We start from the raw sequence: 20,356 nt of genomic DNA, 5'->3' as shown, positions 1-20,356 counted from the left end.
TGCCGAGATGCTTTTCAATTCATCTGCGTTCATCTTCGCCTTTCTGCCGATCACCTTCTTCGTCTATTTCGCATTCAACAGTAGGCGCTGGGTGGCCGCGGGACGATTTTGGCTAGTCTTCTGCAGTCTGTTCTTTTACTCCTACTGGAATCCCATCTACTTGCCGTTGATCCTCGCGTCGATGGCGGTCAACTATTTCCTGGGAGGCGCGCTCAAGCCAGGAAAGAGCAACGATTTCGTGTTGCTTCGGCCTTTCTCGGCTGCTCGCAGGAAGCAGGTCATTCTCGGTATCGGCGTCGCTTTCAATCTCTCGGTACTGGGATACTTCAAGTACGCGGATTTCTTTATCTCCAACCTCAACCATCTCGGTGCCGATCTCGATCTGCTCGGGATCGCGCTGCCGCTGGCGATCAGCTTCTTCACCTTCCAGCAGATCGCTTATCTCGTCGACAGCTTCCGTGGCGAGACGCAGGAATATCGCTTCATCAACTATGCGCTGTTCGTGACCTTCTTCCCGCAGTTGATCGCCGGACCAATCGTTCACCACAAGGAGATGATGCCGCAGTTCGCATCGACGCGTCTGCTGGTGATGAACTACAAGAACATCGCCCTGGGACTTTTCATCTTTTCGCTCGGGTTGTTCAAGAAGGTCGTGATCGCCGATTCTTTCGCGGTCTGGGCCGATGCCGGGTTCTCTTCTGCGGTACCCCTGGTCTTTGTCGAGGCCTGGACCACCAGTTTGAGCTACACCTTTCAGCTCTATTTCGACTTCAGTGGTTATACCGATATGGCTATCGGTGCTGCCCTGCTCTTCAATATTCGCCTGCCGATCAATTTCAACTCGCCTTACAAATCCCTTGATATTCAGGATTTCTGGAGACGCTGGCACATCACCCTCGGTCGTTTCCTCAAGGACTATATCTACATCCCGCTCGGTGGCAATCGCAAGGGCAAAACGCGGACTTACATCAACCTGTTTGTGACCTTCCTGCTCGCGGGGCTGTGGCATGGTGCGAGCTGGATGTTTGTGTTGTGGGGGGCGCTCCACGGGATGGCGCTGGTCATCCACCGCTTTTGGAAAGGGCTGGGACTGTCCTTACCGGCTCTGGCTGCGTGGCTGGTGACCTTCAACTTCGTCAATCTTGCCTGGGTATTCTTCAGGGCGCCGGACCTGGCGACAGCGACCAATGTCATCTCCGGCATGTTCGGTCTGAACGGTTTCGGTGGGGTCGGTTATGAGCACTTCACCACCGCACAGTTGGCCTGGCTCGGAACCATCCCCGATGCCCTGAGCGGTACTCAGCTGATATTGCTGACCAATGCCATCCCGCTCTTCGCCAGCGTTCTGGCGTTGGTGCTGATCTTCCAGCGCAATACGATCCAACTTGCCCGGGAACGCTTGACCATGATCCGGATCTCGTTGGCATCGTTGTTTTTCTCCATTGCCGTTATGATGATGGTGAACAGCGTCAGCAATGTCTTCCTGTACTTCAATTTCTGATCAAGATGAAGAAAAAAGTCATCGTTTTCTTGTCGTTGGCGGTATTGCTATTGGCGATTCTTCCCGTGACCAACGTGGTTTATCTGCTGCGTTCCGATCAGGAGGTCAAGAGCAAGTTACTCTATCGTCTCGATCCCATACTGCCTGACCTGAGTGCGGTGATAAGTCGCTTTGGGATCAGCCTGTTCCCTTCCCAGGTCATCATCGGCAAGGATGGCTGGCTCTTTCTGGGCGACAAATACTCAGAGGCCATCACGAAAAAAAGGGTTGGCGCCGAGTCAGAGCACACCGAACGTGCAAGGGTCTCTGGCGCTACCCTGGAGTCGTGGCGGACTCATCTGTTGGCGACGGGGGTGAAGGATGTCGTGCTGATGCTCGCGCCCGACAAGTCGACCATCTATCGCGATTACTTGCCTGAGTGGATGCGTCCGGCCCCGGTGACGCTGGCCGATGTCTTTGTCGGCTCGGTGTCGAGCGATGCCTGTATCGATCTTCGCGGATTCATCGCGGAAAGGTCCCGTCAGGAAGATCGTCTCCTTTACTACAAGACAGACACCCACTGGAACAACCACGGGGCTTGGCTGGGTTACGACTTTTTCATGACCGAGGTGTCGTCCAGGCACCCTGAGATCACATATGACTTGACTGGGCACGTGAGCGATGAAAAGACCATTCCCGGTGGGGATCTTTCACTCTTTCTGAGATTGGGTGACGTGGTTGAAGACGTTTCTCCGGTGCTTCAAGTCGAGCCGGAAAAACAGATCGATGCCAAGCAAATCGATTTTCAATCCAAGGCGGTCAAATCGGCGACAGGGAATCCTCCCGTAGGCGTCCATCTTGAACCTTTGCTGGTCGTTTCCAGTGATGCCGAAAACGATTTGAAGGTTATATGGCTGAGGGATTCTTTCGGGATAGCGCTCTCACCCTATGTCGCGCGATCCTTTCGTGAGGTTTTGCAGGTACATTATTCTGTCATGACACCTGCAAAGCTCGATGCGCTGGTTGAGGTGTTCCGGCCCGACTACATCTTCATCACGGGCGTGGAAAGAGATATCACGACATTTTTCGCCTACTTTGCCGATCATCCGTTCAGATGAGCTCAGCCGAGCTGGACTGCCCCCAGCGGTATTCAATCCATGACTTCGTCGGCTGGGTCGCCGTTTGGCAACCCAGCAAGGCGTCGGTACTGGGGCCACGAGGCGATGGCAAGGTTGGCCCCGTGGCCCAATCGCTATCACCGCATCTCAGTCGCCGAGGTCGTCGAGCCTGATCTCGATATAGGCCTCGTCGCACAGCTGACGCAGCCACAGCAATCGGTGCACAGCGAACTCGGCGCCTTGCTCGCGCTCGAACGTGATCAGGCCGAGGTCGAAGGGGATCTCGTGGCGGTGCGCTCGCAACGCGCCAGTACCGAGCTGCAGATCGATCAGGCGTAGCGCAAGTTCCTGCGTGACGTGGTCACCGAGCTGAACTCGGCGCCCAGCAGCGCCACCGCCCGCTCGCCGACCGGCTGCGCCCGCTCAAGGATGCCCTGGCGCGTTCGATGCGCGAGGAATAATCATCCGCCACCCCGGGCGCGGTCATCGATCGACGCGCCCGGGGGCCGGCACGACGCCTCCCATCGTTCCGCCAGCCCGCTTGGCAGCACCCCGCATCGCCCCAACCCATGCCATAACCATGGGCATCGCCCATGATGGTCATCCGCACAGATCGCAGGGCACCTAGCCCTCAAGGACAGGCACGATGGAGCATCTCTCACGCATCCTCTATGTCAGCCGCACCAGCCAGGGGGTCGGCGAGGCCGAACTCAAACAGATCCTCGAACAGTCGAATCGGCACAACAAGGAGCAGAGGATCTCCGGCATCCTCTGCGCCGGTGGCGGCCACTTCATCCAGGTGCTGGAAGGACCGCAGGAGGCGGTGTTCCGGCTCTATGGCCGTATCCTCGACGATCGTCGTCACTACGACAGCGTGCTGATCGGCGTCGCCCCGATCAAGCAGCGGATGTTCCAGGGGTGGTCGATGGGCTATCTGTCCAACCCGCCGGAGGTGATGGAGGCCAGGCGCAAGCAGCTGCTGGCGATGTGGGAGAGGCGCGCCGAGGCCGACGAGCTGGTGGTGCTGATGCGCAAGTTCCTCGAACAGCTGCGCGGCTGAGGCCTCAGCCCCCGCCCATGCGTCGGGCACGGGCGGGGAGACGGGGAACGCACACGACCGCGCCCGCTCAGGAGTGCTGGGCGGCGGTCTGGGGAACCACGGCGGGGGCCGACCACAGCCGCTCGAGGCTGTAGAAGTCGCGGACCTTTGGCAGCATGACGTGGAGCACGATGCCGTTGAGGTCGACCAGGGCCCACTCGCCCTCGGCCACGCCCTCGGTGCCGAGCGGCGCCTCGCCGGCGTCCTTGGCGCGGAAGGCAACGGTCTCGGCGATTGCCTTGACGTGACGATCCGATGTGCCGGAGGCGATGATCATGAAGTCGGTGACGGCGGTCTTGCCGCGCACGTCGATGACCTCGATGTCATTGGCCTTCATGTCGTTCAGGGTCTCCACGACCAGTTCCCGAAGTTGCTCGAGCTGCATGCGATCTCCTCTGCTTTGAGAGTGTTTGGGGTGCCTGTGCACCGGTCACGACAGGTCGCGATCATCGCGACGCCTGCCCTCCTGGCCCTGGCCGGTCGACGACGTTGCAAGCGTGATCGCCGGCGCCGCGCCATCCCTGGCGCGGCCTTGTCGGACGGGGAACGCCCCATCCCGCGGAAAAAGACTGACTCAGGCGGGCAGCTCGCCCATGCCGCAACCGTCATAGACGCCGGTGCGCGCGATATAGGCGCGCACCGGCTCGGGCAGCAGGTAGCGCGGGCTCTGCCCGGTGGCGAGCAACCGCCGGATACGGGTCGCCGAGATATCGATCTGGGTGACCTCCTGGAAGAGGATGCGCCCACCCGGCGCGCGCGCGAGTTCGGCGCGCGTGTCGCTGCCGCGACGCGCGTACAGCGCCTCCAGCTCGGGATCGACCAGCGCCCGGTGACCGGGACGACGCATCACCACCAGATGCGCCAGCTCCAGGATCTCCTGTGGCCGGTGCCAGCGCAGGAAGGCGGCGAAGGCATCGGCGCCGACCAGCAGACACAACGGCCGCTGCGCGCCGAGCTCGGCGCGCAGCGAGGCCAGGGTGTCGTAGGAGTAGGAGCGTCCGGGACGCTCGAGCTCGCGCGCATCGACCATGAACCTCGGCTCGTCGGCAATGGCCGCCTCCAGCATCGCCAACCGGGCGGCCGGCGAGGCGCAGGGCTGGGGCCGATGCACCGGAACCTTGAGCGGGATGAAGCGCAGCTGCTCCAGATCCAGTCCCTGCAGACACTCCAGTGCGGGTCGAAGATGGCCGAAGTGGACCGGATCGAAGGTACCACCGAAGACGCCGATCATCGCTGCCGCGGTCCTGACGCCAGGGCGACGACGATGACTCGGGGGCGGACGCGACCGACCCCGAGCGGGGCGCGCGCGTGGACCGGGACGGTCACTGACGGACGATGGCGAGCGGCGAAACGGGCCTGTTGCAAGGTCTCCTGTCCAGATCGGTGGGTGATCGATACATGGATCGAACGCTAGCAGAAAGCGCGGCCTTTGTCGCCATCTTCCCCCCGCCAGAGCGCGCACGCCAAGGCACGACTTTTGCCGCCGAGGATCGTTCGGCTACACTCCACCGAGGATCGAGACCACCCGGATGTCGGCAGCCGGCGGCCTGCCGCCTCCCCGACCCGTGTCACCAGGAAGACCATATGTCATGAAAGCCATCCACTCCCTTCTGCTCGCACTCGGCCTGCTGGCGCCGTTGCACGTCGTCGCCGACTCACTCGGCGGCTATCCGGACAACTGCGGCACGGCGAGCGACGAGGCCTACGGCAGCGGCTTCGAGGCCGGCGTCTCGTCCTGCTACTCGGACCCCGGCAGTTGCGGCATCAGCCTCTCATCCTGCCTGCCCGCGCCGAGCTTCGGCGAGACCGAGCCCAACGACAACCTGGTGAGCGCCGACCCGCTCCAGCTCAACGCCAATTTCTGGGGCCAGAGCTACGGCCCGCAGGACCAGGACTGGTACTACACCCAGACCACCAGCCCCAACCAGAACATCATCGTCAACTTCTCCACCCCCGGATCGGCCGATCCCTCGGGCTGGAAGGTGACCATCCGCGATGCCGCCGGCAACATCTTCGCCGAATTCGACACCGGAGTGACCGGCTCTGGCGGCACCGCCGGCGACACCATCGTCTACCGCGCCACCCTCGGGCTGGTCGGCAGCTACTACGTGGTGGTACAGCCCTACGACAGCGCCAAGGTCTACAGCGCCTACCAGCTCGCCGTCTCGCTGCAGGACTCGGGCCTGGGCACCCCCAACTACGTGGTCGGCTTCCACGACGTCGAGACCGAGCCCAACGACTTCCCGAACATCTCCGATCCGCTGGCGACCAGCGTCACCATGTACGGCGTGGTCAACCTGAGCTTCAACGACACCGTCCCACCGAGCGATGGGGAAGACCCGGACGCCACCTACACCTGGGGCCAGGGGGAGGAGGACTGGTTCGTCTATTACAGCCAGGGCAACGAGCTGATCTCGGTGACCTTCTGCGAGCGCGAGGGCTGCGGTCTCGGCGACTGGCAGATGGAGGTCTATAACATGGCCACCGCCACCCAGATCGTGAACGGCGTCCCGCGGACCTCGGTGGTCCCGTTGCTGTCATTCAACACCAAGAACACCGACTCGGACGGCGATGCCGTCGACCCCGAGACCTTCCTGCTCGGGCTCGACCAGCCGGGCTATTACTTCGTCCGGGTCAGTCACAAACGACTGTTCACCGCACCTTGTGAAAACTACAACTTCGTCTCCGACAATATGCCGGGAGGACATGGCGATACTTGTGGTCCATGCGACCCGAGCAACGGCAACAGCTGCTACGTCCCGGTCGACAGCGCAAGCTGCAGCGCTGGCCTGACCTGTCGCAACGAGACGGTCGACGAGTGTGTCCCCGGCATCGAGACCGGGTGCGTCCTGGACGGCGCCTCCGGCTCCTACTACAAGACCACCGCACTCTGCGGCTGCTCGGTCTTCGGCGGCGTGGTCGAGGTCCCCGAAGGGGCCTACACCAGCCCCTACAACTTCACCTGGTTCGCCACCCAGCTGCCGCCGAGCACCATCAACACCGACGCCTATCAGGACTTCATCAACCGGGCCAACCCCTACAACTGAGGCCCTGACGACACGAGGCCGCCCCGGTCCACCGGGGCGGCCTCGTCGTGTCCGCTCAGCCGATCGATCGCCCGGTCGCGCCGCGCGACCGGGTCACGCCGTTCAGCCGCGCACCTGGCCGTCGCCGAGCACCACGAACTTGAGCGAGGTCAGGCCCTCCAGCCCGACCGGGCCACGGGCGTGGAACTTGTCGGTGCTGATACCGATCTCGGCACCGAGCCCGTACTCGAAGCCGTCGGCGAAGCGGGTCGAGGCGTTGACCATCACCGAGCTGGAGTCGACCTCGCGAAGGAAGCGACGCGCGCGGGCGTAGTCCTCGGTGACGATCGACTCGGTGTGCGCCGAGCTGTGCCGGGCGATGTGGTCCATCGCCGCGTCGAGACCGTCGACCACCCGGATCGAGAGGATCGGCGCCAGATATTCGGTATCCCAGTCGGTCTCGCTGGCGGGCAGCGCCGCGGGCAGCTGCTCGCGGGTGCGCGCGCAGCCGCGCAGCTCCACCCCGTGCTCGGCGAAGGCCGCGCCCAGGCGCGGCAGGATCTGCCCGGCGACGGCGGCGTCGACCAGCAGGGTCTCCATGGTGTTGCAGGTGCCGTAACGCTGGGTCTTGGCGTTGAGCGCGATGGCGAAGGCCTTGTCGAGATCGGCGTGGGCGTCGATGTAGACGTGACAGATGCCGTCGAGGTGCTTGATCACCGGCACCCGCGCCTCGCGGCTGATGCGCTCGATCAGCCCGCGGCCACCGCGCGGGATGATGACGTCGATCGACTCGGGCATGGTGATCATCGCCCCGACCGCGGCGCGGTCGGTGGTGGCGATCACCTGCACCGCGTCGGCCGGCAGCCCGGCCTCCTCCAGCCCGGCGTGGATGCAGCCGGCGATCGCCTGGTTGGAGGCGAAGGCCTCGGAGCCGCCGCGCAACACCGTGGCGTTGCCCGACTTGAGACAGAGCGCGGCGGCGTCGGCGGTGACGTTGGGACGCGACTCGTAGATGATCCCGACCACGCCGAGCGGCACCCGCATGCGCCCGACCTGGATGCCGGAGGGACGATAGTCGAGGTCGCTGATGGCGCCGACCGGATCGGGCAGCGCGGCGATCTGGCGCAGCCCCTCGATCATCGCGTCGATCCGCGCCGGGGTCAGTTCGAGCCGATCGAGCAGCGCGGCATCGAGCCCCTTGGCGGCACCGGCCTCGAGGTCGCGACGGTTGGCCGCGGCGAGCTGGTCGCGCGCGGCATCGAGCCGCGCAGCGATGGCGAGCAGGGCGCGGTTCTTCTCGGCGGTGGTGGCACGCGCCAGGGCGCGGGCGGCGGCGCGGGCGCGCACGCCGAGATCACTCATGTAGGCGTCGATGTCGTGGATGCTGGATTCGCTCATGTCGATGACCTTCGATGGATGGAAAAGGCGTTCAGTGCGCGTCGCCCCGGGCGAGATCGTCGGCGATCGCGGCCAGCCGCTGCCAGGGATCGCCCGGAGCAAGCCCCTTGATCGCCAGATCGGCCTCGGCGCAGCGCCGCAACAGACCGTGGAGCTGACCCGACGAGCGCGCACGCAGCGCGCGCTCGACCACCGGCACCCGCGGCCTGGGCACCCGGTGAGCGGCCAGCACCGTCGCCGGCGACTGGTGCCGGGCGACGGCCTCGGCGGCCTCGGCGAGCATCCGCAGCTCACGCGCCAGTACCCACAGCACCAGGCTCTCGGCGCTGCCCTCGGCGCGCAGCACCGCGATGATCCGCTGCACCCGGGCGCGATCGCCGGCGAGCGCGGCGTCGGTGAGGGCGAAGAGGTCGAAACGGGCGCTGTCGGCAAGGGTGCCGAGCAGGTCGTCGAGCCCGAGCGGGCCCGGCTCGCCGAGCAGGCGCAGCTTCTCGATCTCCTGGGAGGCGGCCAGCAGGTTACCCTCGGCGCGCTCGGCAAGCAGCGCGGCAACGCCGCTCGCGGGTGCGAAACCGGCCGCGCGCAACCGCTGCTCGACCCACTGCTCCAGCTCGCGCCCCTTCAGCGGCCACACCTGCAGCACCGCACCGCATTCCTCGACCGCACCGACCCAGCGCGCCTTCAGCTCCTTGCGCTCGAGCCCGGGGGCGAGGATCAGCAACAGGTTGTCGGCACAGGGGCGGGCGCAGTACTCGCGCACCGCCGCGCCGCCCTCCTTGCCGATGCGCGCCCCACCCAGACGCAGCTCGATGAGCTTGCGGGTGGAGAACAGCGACAGCGCATCGGCCGCCGCGCCGAGCGCGTTCCAGTCGAAGCCGCCGTCCTGGTCGAGCACCTCGCGCTCGGCGAACCCGGCCTTGCGCGCCGCGGCACGGATCAGCCGCGCGGCCTCGTCGAGCTGGAAGGGCTCCTCGCCGCAGAGCAGATAGACCGGCGCGAGTCCGCGCGCGAGCTGGGCCTGGAGTTGATTGAAACGCAGACGCATGATTTACCAGGGGTCCGGGACAAGGGGAGAGCGCGCACCGGCTCGGGGCACGGCGCGCGGCGGAGGTCACGCGAGATCAGCGCAGCGCCACCCGCAACCGGGTGAGGATACGATCGGCGGCCTCGATGGCGAAGTCCTCGAAGATCAGGTCCTGCTCGAGCCGCTTGCCGAGGACCTCGACATCGGGGTTGTCGAAGGTGCGCACCAGATCCAGACCCTGCGGCGCGACCAGCTGCACCCCGGCCTCGCCGAGGGCGTCGAACTGCACCATGTAGTGCAGCTCGTAGGCCAGGGTCTTGCCGTTGATATCGACCGCGGCGACCCGCGAGGAGCTGGTCTCGGCAAGGATGCGCAGCACCATCCGCGCCTCGGTGGCGTTGCGGGTCACCTCGACGTCGCTGCCCGCGAGCAGATCGAGCAGGGCGCGCCGCACCGGCGAACCGGCATCGGCCTGGATATAGAGCGGGTTGAGCGTCGGCGGGATCTCGACGCTGCCGCGCAACTGGAAGCCACAGCCGGCGAGCGCCAGCAGCACCGCCGTCAGCAGCACCATCCATGGACCCCGGCCACCGGGCATCGATCGACTCATTCGTTGCTCACTCCGTCTCTCCTCTATCGCGCCGGCCCTCGCCGGAACCCGGCCCCGGCGAGGGCCACGCCTCAGGCGACGATGTTGACCAGCTTCTTCGGTACCACGATCACCTTGCGGATGGTCTTGTCGCCGATGAACTTGCGCGCGTGCTCGTCGGCCAGCGCCGCGGCCTCGATCGTCGCCTTGTCGGCGTCGGCCGCGACCTTGATCTTGGCGCGCACCTTGCCGTTGACCTGCACCACGTACTCGATGCTGTCCTGCACCAGCGCCGACTCGTCGACCTCGGGCCAGGGGGCGGCGAGGATGTCGTCGCCGAAGCCGAGTTCGCGCCACAGATGATGGGTGACGTGCGGCGCGATCGGGCCGAGTAGCCGCAGCACGATGCTCACGCCCTCGCGCAGCACCTGCGCCCGCGCCGCCGACTCCAGCCGGTAGAGGGTGTTGACCATGCTCATGCAGCCCGACACCACGGTGTTGAACTGGTTGCGCTGATAGTCGAACAGGGCCTTCTTGAGTGCGCCGTGGATCTCCAGACGCGCGGCCTTGGCCGCCTCGTCGAGGTCGGCCGGCGCAGCGCCGGCGCGGATCGTCTCGGCCTCGCCGGTGCCGAGCGTCCACAGCCGCTTGATGAAGCGGAAGGCGCCCTCGACGCCCTCGTCGTTCCACTCCAGCGACTGGTCCGGCGGCGAGGTGAACATGGTGTAGAGCCGCACCGTGTCGGCGCCGTAGCGCTCGGTCAGGCTCTGCGGATCGACGCCGTTGTTCTTCGACTTCGACATCTTCTCGATGCCGCCATAGGTCACCGGCTCGCCGTCGGCCTCGAGCACCGCCGAGACCACCCGACCCTTGTCGTCGCGCACCGGCACGACTTCGGCGGGATTGAACCACTGCTTGCGCCCGTCGGCGTCCTCGCGATACCAGGTCTCGGCCACCACCATGCCCTGGGTGAGCAGCTTGGTGAAGGGCTCGTCGCAGTCGACCAGGCCCTCGTCGCGCATCAGCTTGTGGAAGAAGCGGGCATAGAGCAGGTGCAGCACCGCGTGCTCGATGCCGCCGATGTACTGATCGACCGGCAGCCAGTACTTGGCGCGCTCGTCGAGCATGGCGGTGTCGCAGTCCGGCGAGCAGTAACGGGCGTAGTACCAGCTCGACTCGAAGAAGGTATCGAAGGTGTCGGTCTCGCGGGTCTCGCCGTTGCCGAGCTCGGAGAACTCGGGCATGCGCTTGAGCGGCGAGCCCGAGCCGTCGACCACCACGTCCTCGGGCAGACGCACCGGCAGCTCGGTCTCGGGACGCGCCTCGCCGTCGGCGCCGTTGACCACCGGCAGCGGACAGCCCCAGTAGCGCTGGCGCGACACGCCCCAGTCGCGCAGACGGAAGTTGACGGTGCGCTCGCCCTTGCCCTGCTCGCTGAGCCAGGTGGCGATGGCGTCGAAGGCCTGCTCGGAGGTCAGTCCGTCGAACGCGCCGGAGTTGAACAGCACGCCCTTGTCGGTGAAGGCCGCGGCGCTGATGTCGCAGCTCTCGGCATCGGCCGGGCGGATCACCGCGCGCTTGGCGATGCCGTAACGCTCGGCGAACTCCCAGTCGCGCTGATCGTGCGCGGGGACGGCCATCACCGCGCCGGTGCCGTAGCCGATGAGCACGAAGTTGGCGGCATAGATCGGCACCGGCTCGCCGGTGATCGGATGGATGGCGTCGATGCCGAGGGGATATCCCTTCTTCTCCATGGTCTCGATCTCGGCCTCGGAGATCCCGCCCTGGCGACATTCCTCGATGAAGGCGGCGAGCGCCGGATCGGTCTCGGCGGCGCGACGCGCCAGCGGGTGCTCGGCGGCGACGGCGACATAGGTCACGCCCATCACGGTGTCGGGGCGGGTGGTGTAGATGCCCAGCGTCTCGTCGCTGTCGGCCACACCGAAGGTCATGTGCACACCCTCGGAGCGCCCGATCCAGTTGCGCTGCATGGTGCGCACCCGCTCCGGCCAGCCGTCGAGACCGTCGAGCGCGTCGAGCAGCTCCTGGGCGTAGTCGGTGATGCGCACGCACCACTGGGTGATCTCGCGCTTCTCGATCGGCGCGCCGGAGCGCCAGCCGCGCCCGTCGATCACCTGCTCGTTGGCGAGCACGGTCTGGTCGATCGGGTCCCAGTTGACCATCGCCTTGGCACGATAGGCCAGCCCCTTGTCGATCAGTCGGGTGAACAGCCACTGCTCCCAGCGGTAGTAGTCGGGGTCGCAGGTGGCCAGCTCACGGTCCCAGTCGTAGCCGAAACCGAGCTTCTTGAGCTGGTCCTTCATGTAGGCGATGTTCGAGCGCGTCCACTGCGACGGCGGGATGCCGTGGGTGATCGCGGCGTTCTCCGCCGGCAGGCCGAAGGCGTCCCAGCCCATCGGCTGGAGCACGTTCTTGCCGAGCATGCGCTGGTAGCGCGCGATCACGTCGCCGATGGTGTAGTTGCGCACGTGCCCCATGTGCAGCCGCCCCGAGGGATAGGGGAACATGGACAGGCAGTAGAACTTCTCGCGCGAGGTGTCCTCGACGGCCTTGAAGGACTGGTGCTCTTCCCAATAGCGCTGGGCCGCGGCCTCGACGGCGCACGGATCGTAATCGGTCTGCATGGGTCTTCGGTCTTGTGACAACTGGGGTTGGAATGATGACGAAAGCATAACCCAGCTCGATGATGCACGGCGACCGGGGGGAGGTCGTGGGTAGCCACCAGCCGCCAGCTATCAGCCGCCAGCTATCAGCCGCCAGTGGGTGGTATCGCGAGCGCAAGGCGCAGGGCGGCCACGCTCGCGCTTGGCAAGGCTTTCTGGCTGCCCCGCTAATCCGTAAGCACGCCGGCATCATCTCGTCCACTGCCCCCCCCTCGAAGACGTTCCCCTTCGCCTCAAGCATTCTTCATGGCTCGACCCTGCCCCCGTCACCGTTTACGCACCCCATCCGTCCCGCGCGGTCGTTCGCAGCCCCCACCCACTGGCAGCTGGTGGCTGGTGGCTGGCGATCGGCGCCCGCCGAGTCCCGCTAGCGCCCTTTTGCTATGCTGGAGTCGACGCGATCCACACCGGGTGTCGCCCGATGCCCGCTGTCTTCGCCCCGGGCCGATGCCGGCCCAAGATGGTCCGCTGGACCACTGGAGAGACAGATCATGAGCGATCAAGACAGGAACCCGAAGGACGACCGGCTGGTGCGCGCCTACGAGCGCATGCTCGAGGACGCCCACGAGGCGATCGAGCAGGCGCAGAACGAGACGGCACCGCGGTTGCGCGAGGTGCTCGACAAGACCCGCGACAACCTGGTCGAACTCGGCGAACTCAGCCGCGAGGAGGCGCAGCGCGTCGCCGACTACATCCGTCGCGACATCGAGGACGCCGCCGGCTTCGTCGCCGAGACCGGCCAGGACATCCGCGACTGGTGGCGCTTCGATCTGGAGCTGATGGAGCGACGGCTGTTCGAGGCCTTCAGCCAGGTCGCCGACCAGACCCGGCTGCAGCTCGCCCAGATCGCCGAGACGGCGCGCCGGATGAGCCTCTACCAGGCCGGCGAGATCACCGGCCCCGGCACCCTGGTGTGCGACAAGTGCGGCGCCGAGACCCACTTCGTCAAGGCCGGTCGCATCCCGCCCTGCGCCGAGTGCGGCGCCACCAGCTTCCGCCGCAACCCGGTCGGACGCGAGGACCAGCAGGGCTGAACCACCAAGGCGCGCGCGGGTGCGAGCCCGCGCGCGGGGCTGGAAATCGACCGGGGGCGCGCTTATAGTGGCCGCTCGTGTCATGTCCCGCGGGAGAGACCGGCAGCTTCGCCGGCGCCGAAGGCGCAACATCGCCCGGAATCGCTCAGGCAAAAGGACTGCGGGAACGAGGACCGACTCTGGAGAGTGGCCGCCACAGGCGCGGCCCACCGACGGGGCAGCGGCGGAACCACCCGGTCACCGTCAGCAAACTCTCAGGTCTAAGACAGAGGGGCGATGCCGTGGGTCGAACTGACCCGCGGCGTCGTTATCATGGCCGCGCGCGCGGCACCCCGAACAGTCTAGCGGAGAGTCGAATGGGATCACGTACCCCCCTGTTTGCAGAGCACGTGCGTCTGGGCGCGCGCATCGTCCCCTTCGGCGGCTGGGACATGCCGCTGCACTACGGCTCCCAGCTCGAGGAGCACCACGCGGTGCGCCGCGCCGCGGGCATGTTCGACGTCTCCCACATGCGTCCGGTCGACATCGAGGGTGTACAGGCGCGCGACTTCCTCCGCCACCTGCTCGCCAATGACGTCGCCCGTCTCAACCAGCCCGGCAAGGCCCTCTACAGCTGCATGCTCAACCCCGAGGGCGGGGTGATCGACGACCTCATCGTCTATCTGCGCGGCCCCGAGCACTATCGCCTGGTGGTCAACGCCGCCACCGCCGCCAAGGACCTCGACTGGATGGCGCAACAACGCGCCGGCTTCGCGGTCGACATCCGGCCGCGCGAGGACCTGGCGATGATCGCCGTGCAGGGCCCCGAGGCCCGCACCAAGACCCTCCCGCTGCTCGCCGCGCCGCTGGCCGAGCAGGCACAGGCGCTCGCCCCCTTCTTCGCCACAGAACACGAGGACTGGTTCGTCGGGCGCACCGGCTATACCGGCGAGGACGGCTTCGAGATCATGCTCCCGGCCACCGAGGCCGCCACGCTGTGGCAGGCGCTGGAGCAGGCCGGGGTACAGCCCTGCGGCCTGGGCGCGCGCGACACCCTGCGTCTCGAGGCGGGGATGAACCTCTACGGTCAGGACATGGACGAGGAGACCGGCCCGCTCGAGGCCGGGCTCGGCTGGACCGTCGCCTGGGAGCCGACCGAGCGCGATTTCATCGGTCGCGCCGCGCTCAGCGCGCAGCGCGAGCGCGGCGGACTGCGCCGCTTCGTCGGTCTGGTGCTGGAGGGGCGCGGCGTGCTGCGCGGCCACCAGCAGGTGCTGATCGACGGCGAGGTCGCCGGCGAGATCACCTCCGGCGGCTTCGCCCCCACCCTCGGCGGCTCGATCGCGCTGGCGCGCGTCGCCCCGGCGATCGGCGAGCGCTGCGCGGTGCTGATCCGCGACAAGGCCGTCCCCGCGCGCGTGGTCAAACCGCCCTTCGCGCGTCACGGCAAGGCATTGATCGACCTCGCCTGAACCCCGACCCCTATCCGAACCTGCCGGGTCTCTCCCGGCAGCCATGACATCGAGCGTCTGCGTGCAGACCGCAACGGAGAACCCCCAATGAGCGACATCCCCGCCGATCTGAAATACACCAAGAGCCACGAGTGGGTGCGCGACAACGGCGACGGCACCGTCACCGTCGGCATCACCGATCACGCCCAGGAGGCGCTCGGCGACATCGTCTTCGTCGAGACCCCCGAGGTCGGACGCCAGGTCGCCGCCGCAGAGGCCTGCGCCGTGGTCGAGTCGGTGAAGGCCGCCTCCGACATCTACGCCCCGCTCGCCGGCGAGGTGGTCGAGGCCAACGAGGCGCTCGGCGACGCCCCCGAGCTGATCAACGCCAGCGCGCACGCCGAGGGCTGGATCTTCCGTCTCGCGCCGAGCGACGCCGCTGCGCTCGACGCCCTGCTCGACGCCGCGGCCTACGCCAAGGTGCTCGAGGAAGAGGACTGAGCCCAGCCACCGGCCCCGATCGGGGCCGGCACCTCGCCCGGCGCGCGCGGCGCGCGCTGGTCCCGTTCAAGGCAGACGCGCCCGCGCCGCGGGCCCCGGAATCCAGATCATGCCCTTCATCCCCCACACCGACGACGACGTCGCCGCGATGCTCCAGGCCATCGGGGCCCCCTCGATCGAGTCGCTGTTCGACGAGATCCCCGCGGCGCTGCGCAGCGGCGAGCGCGCCGAGATCCCGCCCGCGCTCTCGGAGCAGGAGATCACCCGGCTGATGCGCCTGCGCGCCCAGACCGACGAGCAGCCGGCCTGCTTCATCGGCGCCGGCGCCTATGATCACTACATCCCGGCGGCGGTGTGGCAGATCGCCACCCGTGGCGAGTACTACAGCGCCTACACCCCCTACCAGGCCGAGGCCAGCCAGGGCACGCTGCAGGTGCTCTACGAATTCCAGTCGATGATGACCGCGCTCACCGCGCTGGACGCCTCCAACACCTCGCTCTACGACGGCGCCACCGCGCTCGCCGAGGCGCTGCTGATGGCGGTGCGCGCCAACCGTCGCTGCAAGTCCAGGCGCGTGCTGATCCCGCGCGCGCTGCACCCGCTGTACCGGAGCACGGTACGCACCATCGTCGAGCCGCAGGGGCTGGAGCTGGTCGAGGTCGACTTCGACGCCGCCGGCGGCCAGACCCCGGTGGAGCGCTGCGCCGCGCTCGCCGGCGACCAGGGCGTGGCGGCGGTGGTGATCAACCAGCCCAACTTCTTCGGCGTGCTCGAGACGGTCGACGCCCTCACCGACTGGGCCCACGAGCAGGGCGCCCTGGCCGTGGCGGTGGTCAATCCGCTGGCCCTGGCGCTGCTCACCCCCCCCGGCGAGTGGGGCGCTGCGGGCGCCGACATCGCCTGCGGCGAGGCCCAGCCGTTCGGCATGCCGCTGTCCTCGGGCGGTCCCTACGCCGGCTTCCTCTGCTGCAAGCAGGCGCTGGTGCGCCAGCTGCCGGGACGGATCGTCGGGCGCACCCTCGATGCCGACGGCAAGCCCGGTTTCACCCTCACCCTGCAGGCGCGCGAGCAACACATCCGCCGCAGCAAGGCGACCTCCAACATCTGCACCAACCAGGGGCTGATGGTGACCGCCGCGACCATCCACCTGGCGCTGCTCGGCGCCGAGGGGCTGGAGCAGGTCGCGCGTGCCTGTCACGCCAACACCCTGGGGCTCGTCGAGCGGCTCTGCGCCCTCCCCGGGGTCGAGCCGGCGTTCACCGGCGCAATCTTCCACGAACAGGCGCTGCGCCTGCCGCGCGCGCCGCGCGAGGTGCTCGGACGGCTCGCCGCCGAGGCCGACGTGCTCGGCGGCTTCGCCCTCGGCGCCGACTATCCCGAACTCGACGACGCGCTGCTGGTGTGCGCCACCGAGCAGCGCAGCGAGGAAGAGATGCGTCGCTACGCCAGCGCCCTCGCCGAGATCCTCGAGGCCGGCTGAACGCCCGGCCACGGCTTCCAACCGCAGCGGAGACATCACCCATGGCACAGACCGCACTGCAAGGCTCGCCCGTCACCCTCACCGGCACCCTGCCCGCCGTCGGGCAGCAGGCCCCCGACTTCACCCTGGTCGACAAGGACCTCAACGATCGCACCCTGGCCGACTTCGCCGGGAAGAAGAAGCTGCTCAACATCGTCCCCAGCCTCGACACCCCGGTGTGCGCGCTCTCCACCCAGCGCTTCAACGCCGCCATGGCCGAGCGTGACGACGCCGTGGCGCTGGTGATCTCGGCCGACCTGCCGTTCGCCATGGGCCGCTTCTGCGGCGCCGAGGGCATCGACAACGTGATCCCGCTGTCGCTGATGCGCTCGCAGGCGTTCGCGCGCGACTACGGGGTGCTGATCGCCGACGGTCCGCTGGCCGGGATCTGTGCCCGCGCCGTGGTGGTGCTCGACGCCGAGGACCGGGTGGTTCATTGCCAGCTGGTCCCCGAGATCACCGAGGAACCCGACTACGCGGCCGCCCTCGCCGCGCTCTGAACCGACCCGTGCCGCGCCGCCGAGACGCGGCGCGGTCCCAGCTCCCGGGCCCGCCCGCGCGGGCCGCACCACCCGACGGACCCTATCGCCATGCTGATCCACGACCAATCCCGCCCCGGACGCCGCGCCAACGTCCTGGCCCCGAGCCACACCCCAGAGCCGAGCGACATCCCGCAGGCGCTGCGCCGCCGCGCGCCGCCGCGGCTGCCCGAGGTCTCCGAGCTGCAGGTGGTGCGTCACTACACCCGGCTGTCGCAGCAGAACTTCTCGATCGACACCCACTTCTACCCGCTCGGCTCCTGCACCATGAAATACAACCCGCGAGTGTGCAACAGCCTGGCCGCGCTGCCCGGCTTCGCCGAGCGTCACCCGCTGGCGCCGGTCGAGCACGGTCAGGGGGTGCTGGCCTGTCTCCACGACCTGCAGGAGATCCTCAAGGCGGTGACCGGGATGAGCGCGGTGTCGCTGGCGCCCGCCGCCGGCGCCCAGGGCGAGCTGACCGGGGTGGCGATGATCCGCGCCTATCACCTCGCGCGCGGCGATCACGCCCGTACCGAGATGCTGATCCCCGATGCCGCCCACGGCACCAACCCGGCCTCGGCGGTGATGTGCGGCTACCAGGCGCGCGAGATCCCCACCGGCCCCGACGGCGACGTCGACGTCGAGGCGCTGCGCGCGGCGGTGGGACCGCAGACGGCGGGCATCATGCTCACCAACCCGAGCACCGTCGGGGTGTTCGATCGCAACATCGAGGAGATCGCCCGCATCGTCCACGACGCCGGCGGCCTGCTCTACTACGACGGCGCCAACCTCAACGCCATCCTCGGCAAGGTGCGTCCGGGCGACATGGGCTTCGACGTCATCCACATGAACCTGCACAAGACCTTCTCCACCCCGCACGGCGGCGGTGGTCCGGGCGCGGGTCCGGTGGGCGTCTCGGCGCGGGTCGCGCCCTATCTGCCGGTGCCGCTGGTCGAGCGCGAGGGCGACGACTACCGCTGGCTGACCGAGGCCGACCGCCCCGAGACCATCGGTCGCATGACCGCCTTCGGCGGCAACATGGGCATCCTGCTGCGCGCCTATGTCTACGCGCGGATGCTCGGGCGCGAGGGCATGGCGCGGGTGGCCGACTTCGCCACCCTCAACGCCAACTATCTGATGGCGCGGCTGCAGGCGGCGGGCTTCGAGCTGGCCTACCCGGAGCGGCGCGCCAGCCACGAGTTCATCGTCACCCTCAAGCGCGAGGCCAAGGAGTACGGCGTCACCGCGATGGACTTCGCCAAACGGCTGCTCGACTACGGCTTCCACGCCCCGACCACCTACTTCCCGCTGCTGGTGCCCGAGTGCCTGCTGATCGAGCCGACCGAGACCGAGACCCAGGAGTCGCTCGACGGCTTCGTCGAGGCGATGATCGCGATCCGCCGCGAGGCCCAGGAGGACCCGGAGAAGCTCAAGGGCGCGCCCTACACCATGCCGCGGCGCCGTCTCGACGACGTGCGCGCGGCGCGCCAACTCGACCTCGCCTGGACCCCGCAGCAGGCCGACGGGGGCGGCGATGGCCAATAACGGCGGCAACCTCGGCTGGCGCCGGGTGGTACGCGCCTTCGGCTACTCGATGAAGGGCTTCCGCGCCTGCTACGAGCTGGAGGAGGCGTTCCGCCAGGAGCTGTTTCTGCTGATCCCGCTGGTCCCGCTCGGGCTGTGGCTCGGCGAGACCCCGGTCGAGCGCGCCCTGCTCGTCGGCAGCCTGCTGGTGGTGCCGATCGTCGAGCTGCTCAACTCGGCGATCGAGGCCAACGTCGACCGCATCGGCACGGAGCGCCACGAACTCTCGGGACGCGCCAAGGACATCGCCTCGGCGGCGGTGTTCTCCAGCATCACCCTGTGCGTGGTGATCTGGGCCCTGCTGCTGGTGCCCAAGCTCTTTTGACCGCAGCGGCCAGAGTGACCTAAGCCGCCAGCGGCCAGCTACCAGCCGCCAGCCGCCAGCCGCCAGCCATCGAGACCGGTGGCTGGGAGCTGACGGCTGGCGGATGGTTCAAGCGACGCTCCCCAGCGGACGTCCGCGGGTAGCGACCATGAGCGGCAGCGGACCGCCGCGCCTCACTGGCGGCTGGTGGCTGACGACTGGCGGCTGACGGCTGGCGCAAACGACGCTCGATTGCCTGAAGCGGCCACCCAGCCGAAACATCCTTGCTTCGCGCGCTTGGCGTCTTTGCGGTTCGAATCAGCATCCAGCCGCCAGCGCCCAGCCATCAGCCCCGGCGACTGGCGGCTGGCGGCTGGTAGCTGGCGGCTGGCGGCTGGCGGCTGGTAGCTGACACCCCCTTGCCAGCCCCGCAGCGGGCGGCGATGATGGTTCGACGCGTGGCGTGTACACGCCCGTCTCGGATCACTGAGCCCGCAAGGAGTCCGCATGTCCCAGACGACCGGATCGCCCGAGTTCCTGCCACTGCGCATCGCGCTGATGACCGTCTCCGACAGTCGCGACCTCGCCAGCGACACCTCGGGGGCGCTGCTCGAGGAGGCCGCGCGCACGGCCGGGCACCAGGTGGTGACGCGCTGTGTCGTCGCCGACGACATCTACCGACTGCGCGCCCAGGTCTCGCAGTGGATCGCCGACCCCGCCGTCGATGTCGTGATCAGCACCGGCGGCACCGGGGTGACCGGCCGCGACAGCACCCCGGAGGCGCTGCGCCCACTGCTCGACAAGGAGATCGAGGGCTTCGGCGAGCTGTTCCGTCACTACTCGCTCGCCGAGATCGGCCCCTCCACGCTGCAGTCGCGCGCCTTCGCCGGGCTGGCCAACGCCACCTTCCTGTTCTGCCTGCCGGGCTCGACCGGGGCCTGTCGCACCGCCTGGGAGCGCATCCTCGCCCCCCAGCTCGATCGCCGCACCCGCCCCTGCAACTTCGCCCAGCTGCTGCCCCGTCTCCACGAACGTTGAGGTCCGC

General features: G+C 67.7%; 19 protein-coding genes and 1 riboswitch. Of the genes, 12 read left to right on the top strand and 7 right to left on the bottom strand.

Annotated features, from left to right (window positions below; all coding sequences use genetic code 11):
• The first annotated feature begins 7 nt into the window (after positions 1-7).
• Both EBL84_RS01830 and EBL84_RS01825 read left to right on the top strand, forming a co-directional pair.
• The gene (locus tag EBL84_RS01830; RefSeq protein WP_123139251.1) at positions 8-1,501 is read left to right on the top strand and encodes an MBOAT family protein; all 1,494 of its coding nucleotides are present in this window, start codon (positions 8-10) and stop codon (positions 1,499-1,501) included.
• A gap of 5 nt (positions 1,502-1,506) precedes the next feature.
• Entirely contained in the window at positions 1,507-2,598 is a 1,092-nt protein-coding gene (locus EBL84_RS01825; RefSeq protein WP_123139250.1) for a hypothetical protein, read from the top strand.
• A 147-nt stretch (positions 2,599-2,745) separates the two neighbouring features.
• Here EBL84_RS01825 and EBL84_RS17020 read toward each other — a convergent pair whose 3' ends face one another.
• Positions 2,746-2,901 carry a hypothetical protein gene (locus tag EBL84_RS17020; protein WP_165913401.1) on the bottom strand — a complete coding sequence of 52 codons (156 nt, stop codon included), beginning with the start codon at positions 2,899-2,901 and terminating at the stop codon, positions 2,746-2,748.
• Between the two features lie 343 nt (positions 2,902-3,244).
• Between EBL84_RS17020 and EBL84_RS01820 the strand changes: the two genes are divergently transcribed.
• Positions 3,245-3,658: a BLUF domain-containing protein gene (locus EBL84_RS01820; RefSeq protein WP_123139249.1), complete on the top strand. Its 414-nt coding sequence runs from the start codon at positions 3,245-3,247 to the stop codon at positions 3,656-3,658.
• A gap of 67 nt (positions 3,659-3,725) precedes the next feature.
• Here the strand turns inward: EBL84_RS01820 and rsfS are convergent, their stop codons facing one another.
• Both rsfS and nadD read right to left on the bottom strand, forming a co-directional pair.
• A complete protein-coding gene (rsfS, locus tag EBL84_RS01815; protein ID WP_005221898.1) occupies positions 3,726-4,082 on the bottom strand; it encodes a ribosome silencing factor in 357 nt (118 codons plus the stop codon).
• Between the two features lie 189 nt (positions 4,083-4,271).
• Entirely contained in the window at positions 4,272-4,928 is a 657-nt protein-coding gene (nadD, locus tag EBL84_RS01810) for a nicotinate-nucleotide adenylyltransferase (protein WP_123139248.1), read from the bottom strand.
• 358 nt (positions 4,929-5,286) lie between these two features.
• On the opposite strand from nadD, the gene EBL84_RS01805 reads away from it, so the two are divergent.
• Complete coding sequence (locus EBL84_RS01805) at positions 5,287-6,744, top strand: hypothetical protein (protein ID WP_123139247.1); 1,458 nt, start codon at positions 5,287-5,289, stop codon at positions 6,742-6,744.
• 102 nt (positions 6,745-6,846) lie between these two features.
• Here EBL84_RS01805 and EBL84_RS01800 read toward each other — a convergent pair whose 3' ends face one another.
• The 4 genes from EBL84_RS01800 to leuS form a co-directional block, all read right to left on the bottom strand.
• The gene (locus EBL84_RS01800) at positions 6,847-8,121 is read right to left on the bottom strand and encodes a glutamate-5-semialdehyde dehydrogenase (RefSeq protein WP_123139246.1); all 1,275 of its coding nucleotides are present in this window, start codon (positions 8,119-8,121) and stop codon (positions 6,847-6,849) included.
• A gap of 31 nt (positions 8,122-8,152) precedes the next feature.
• On the bottom strand, positions 8,153-9,166 hold the full coding sequence (gene holA, locus EBL84_RS01795; RefSeq protein ID WP_123139245.1) for a DNA polymerase III subunit delta: 1,014 nt from the start codon (positions 9,164-9,166) through the stop codon (positions 8,153-8,155).
• Between the two features lie 76 nt (positions 9,167-9,242).
• On the bottom strand, positions 9,243-9,755 hold the full coding sequence (gene lptE / locus EBL84_RS01790; protein ID WP_123139244.1) for an LPS assembly lipoprotein LptE: 513 nt from the start codon (positions 9,753-9,755) through the stop codon (positions 9,243-9,245).
• A 71-nt stretch (positions 9,756-9,826) separates the two neighbouring features.
• A complete protein-coding gene (gene leuS / locus EBL84_RS01785) occupies positions 9,827-12,379 on the bottom strand; it encodes a leucine--tRNA ligase (RefSeq protein ID WP_123139243.1) in 2,553 nt (850 codons plus the stop codon).
• Positions 12,380-12,909: 530 nt separating this feature from the next.
• Here leuS and EBL84_RS01780 point away from each other — a divergent pair.
• The 8 genes from EBL84_RS01780 to moaB all read left to right on the top strand — a co-directional run bounded on the left by EBL84_RS01780 (position 12,910) and on the right by moaB (position 20,349).
• Positions 12,910-13,452 carry a zinc ribbon-containing protein gene (locus EBL84_RS01780; RefSeq protein ID WP_005221914.1) on the top strand — a complete coding sequence of 181 codons (543 nt, stop codon included), beginning with the start codon at positions 12,910-12,912 and terminating at the stop codon, positions 13,450-13,452.
• Between the two features lie 80 nt (positions 13,453-13,532).
• Positions 13,533-13,623, top strand: a riboswitch (glycine riboswitch).
• A gap of 185 nt (positions 13,624-13,808) precedes the next feature.
• The gene (gene gcvT, locus EBL84_RS01775) at positions 13,809-14,903 is read left to right on the top strand and encodes a glycine cleavage system aminomethyltransferase GcvT (protein WP_123139242.1); all 1,095 of its coding nucleotides are present in this window, start codon (positions 13,809-13,811) and stop codon (positions 14,901-14,903) included.
• 87 nt (positions 14,904-14,990) lie between these two features.
• Positions 14,991-15,383, top strand: coding sequence for a glycine cleavage system protein GcvH (gene gcvH / locus EBL84_RS01770; protein WP_123139241.1), 393 nt, complete (start codon positions 14,991-14,993; stop codon positions 15,381-15,383).
• A gap of 109 nt (positions 15,384-15,492) precedes the next feature.
• Positions 15,493-16,863, top strand: a complete 1,371-nt coding sequence (gene gcvPA, locus EBL84_RS01765) for an aminomethyl-transferring glycine dehydrogenase subunit GcvPA (protein ID WP_123139240.1) — start codon at positions 15,493-15,495, stop codon at positions 16,861-16,863.
• A 41-nt stretch (positions 16,864-16,904) separates the two neighbouring features.
• Positions 16,905-17,402: a thiol peroxidase gene (tpx, locus tag EBL84_RS01760; protein ID WP_123139239.1), complete on the top strand. Its 498-nt coding sequence runs from the start codon at positions 16,905-16,907 to the stop codon at positions 17,400-17,402.
• A gap of 90 nt (positions 17,403-17,492) precedes the next feature.
• Positions 17,493-18,968 (top strand): aminomethyl-transferring glycine dehydrogenase subunit GcvPB, encoded by a 1,476-nt coding sequence (gene gcvPB / locus EBL84_RS01755; RefSeq protein ID WP_123139238.1) that lies wholly within the window; start codon positions 17,493-17,495, stop codon positions 18,966-18,968.
• Positions 18,958-19,332, top strand: a complete 375-nt coding sequence (locus tag EBL84_RS01750) for a diacylglycerol kinase (protein ID WP_123139237.1) — start codon at positions 18,958-18,960, stop codon at positions 19,330-19,332. The genes gcvPB and EBL84_RS01750 overlap by 11 nt, the downstream gene beginning before the upstream one ends.
• Before the next feature lie 486 nt (positions 19,333-19,818).
• Entirely contained in the window at positions 19,819-20,349 is a 531-nt protein-coding gene (gene moaB / locus EBL84_RS01745; protein WP_005221921.1) for a molybdenum cofactor biosynthesis protein B, read from the top strand.
• Positions 20,350-20,356: the final 7 nt, after the last annotated feature.

It is taken from the genome of Marichromatium sp. AB31 (genome assembly GCF_003718685.1).
Lineage (GTDB): Bacteria > Pseudomonadota > Gammaproteobacteria > Chromatiales > Chromatiaceae > Marichromatium > Marichromatium gracile.
Note: the sequence above shows the minus strand (reverse complement) of the source record. Positions and strands in the feature narration are given on the sequence as shown.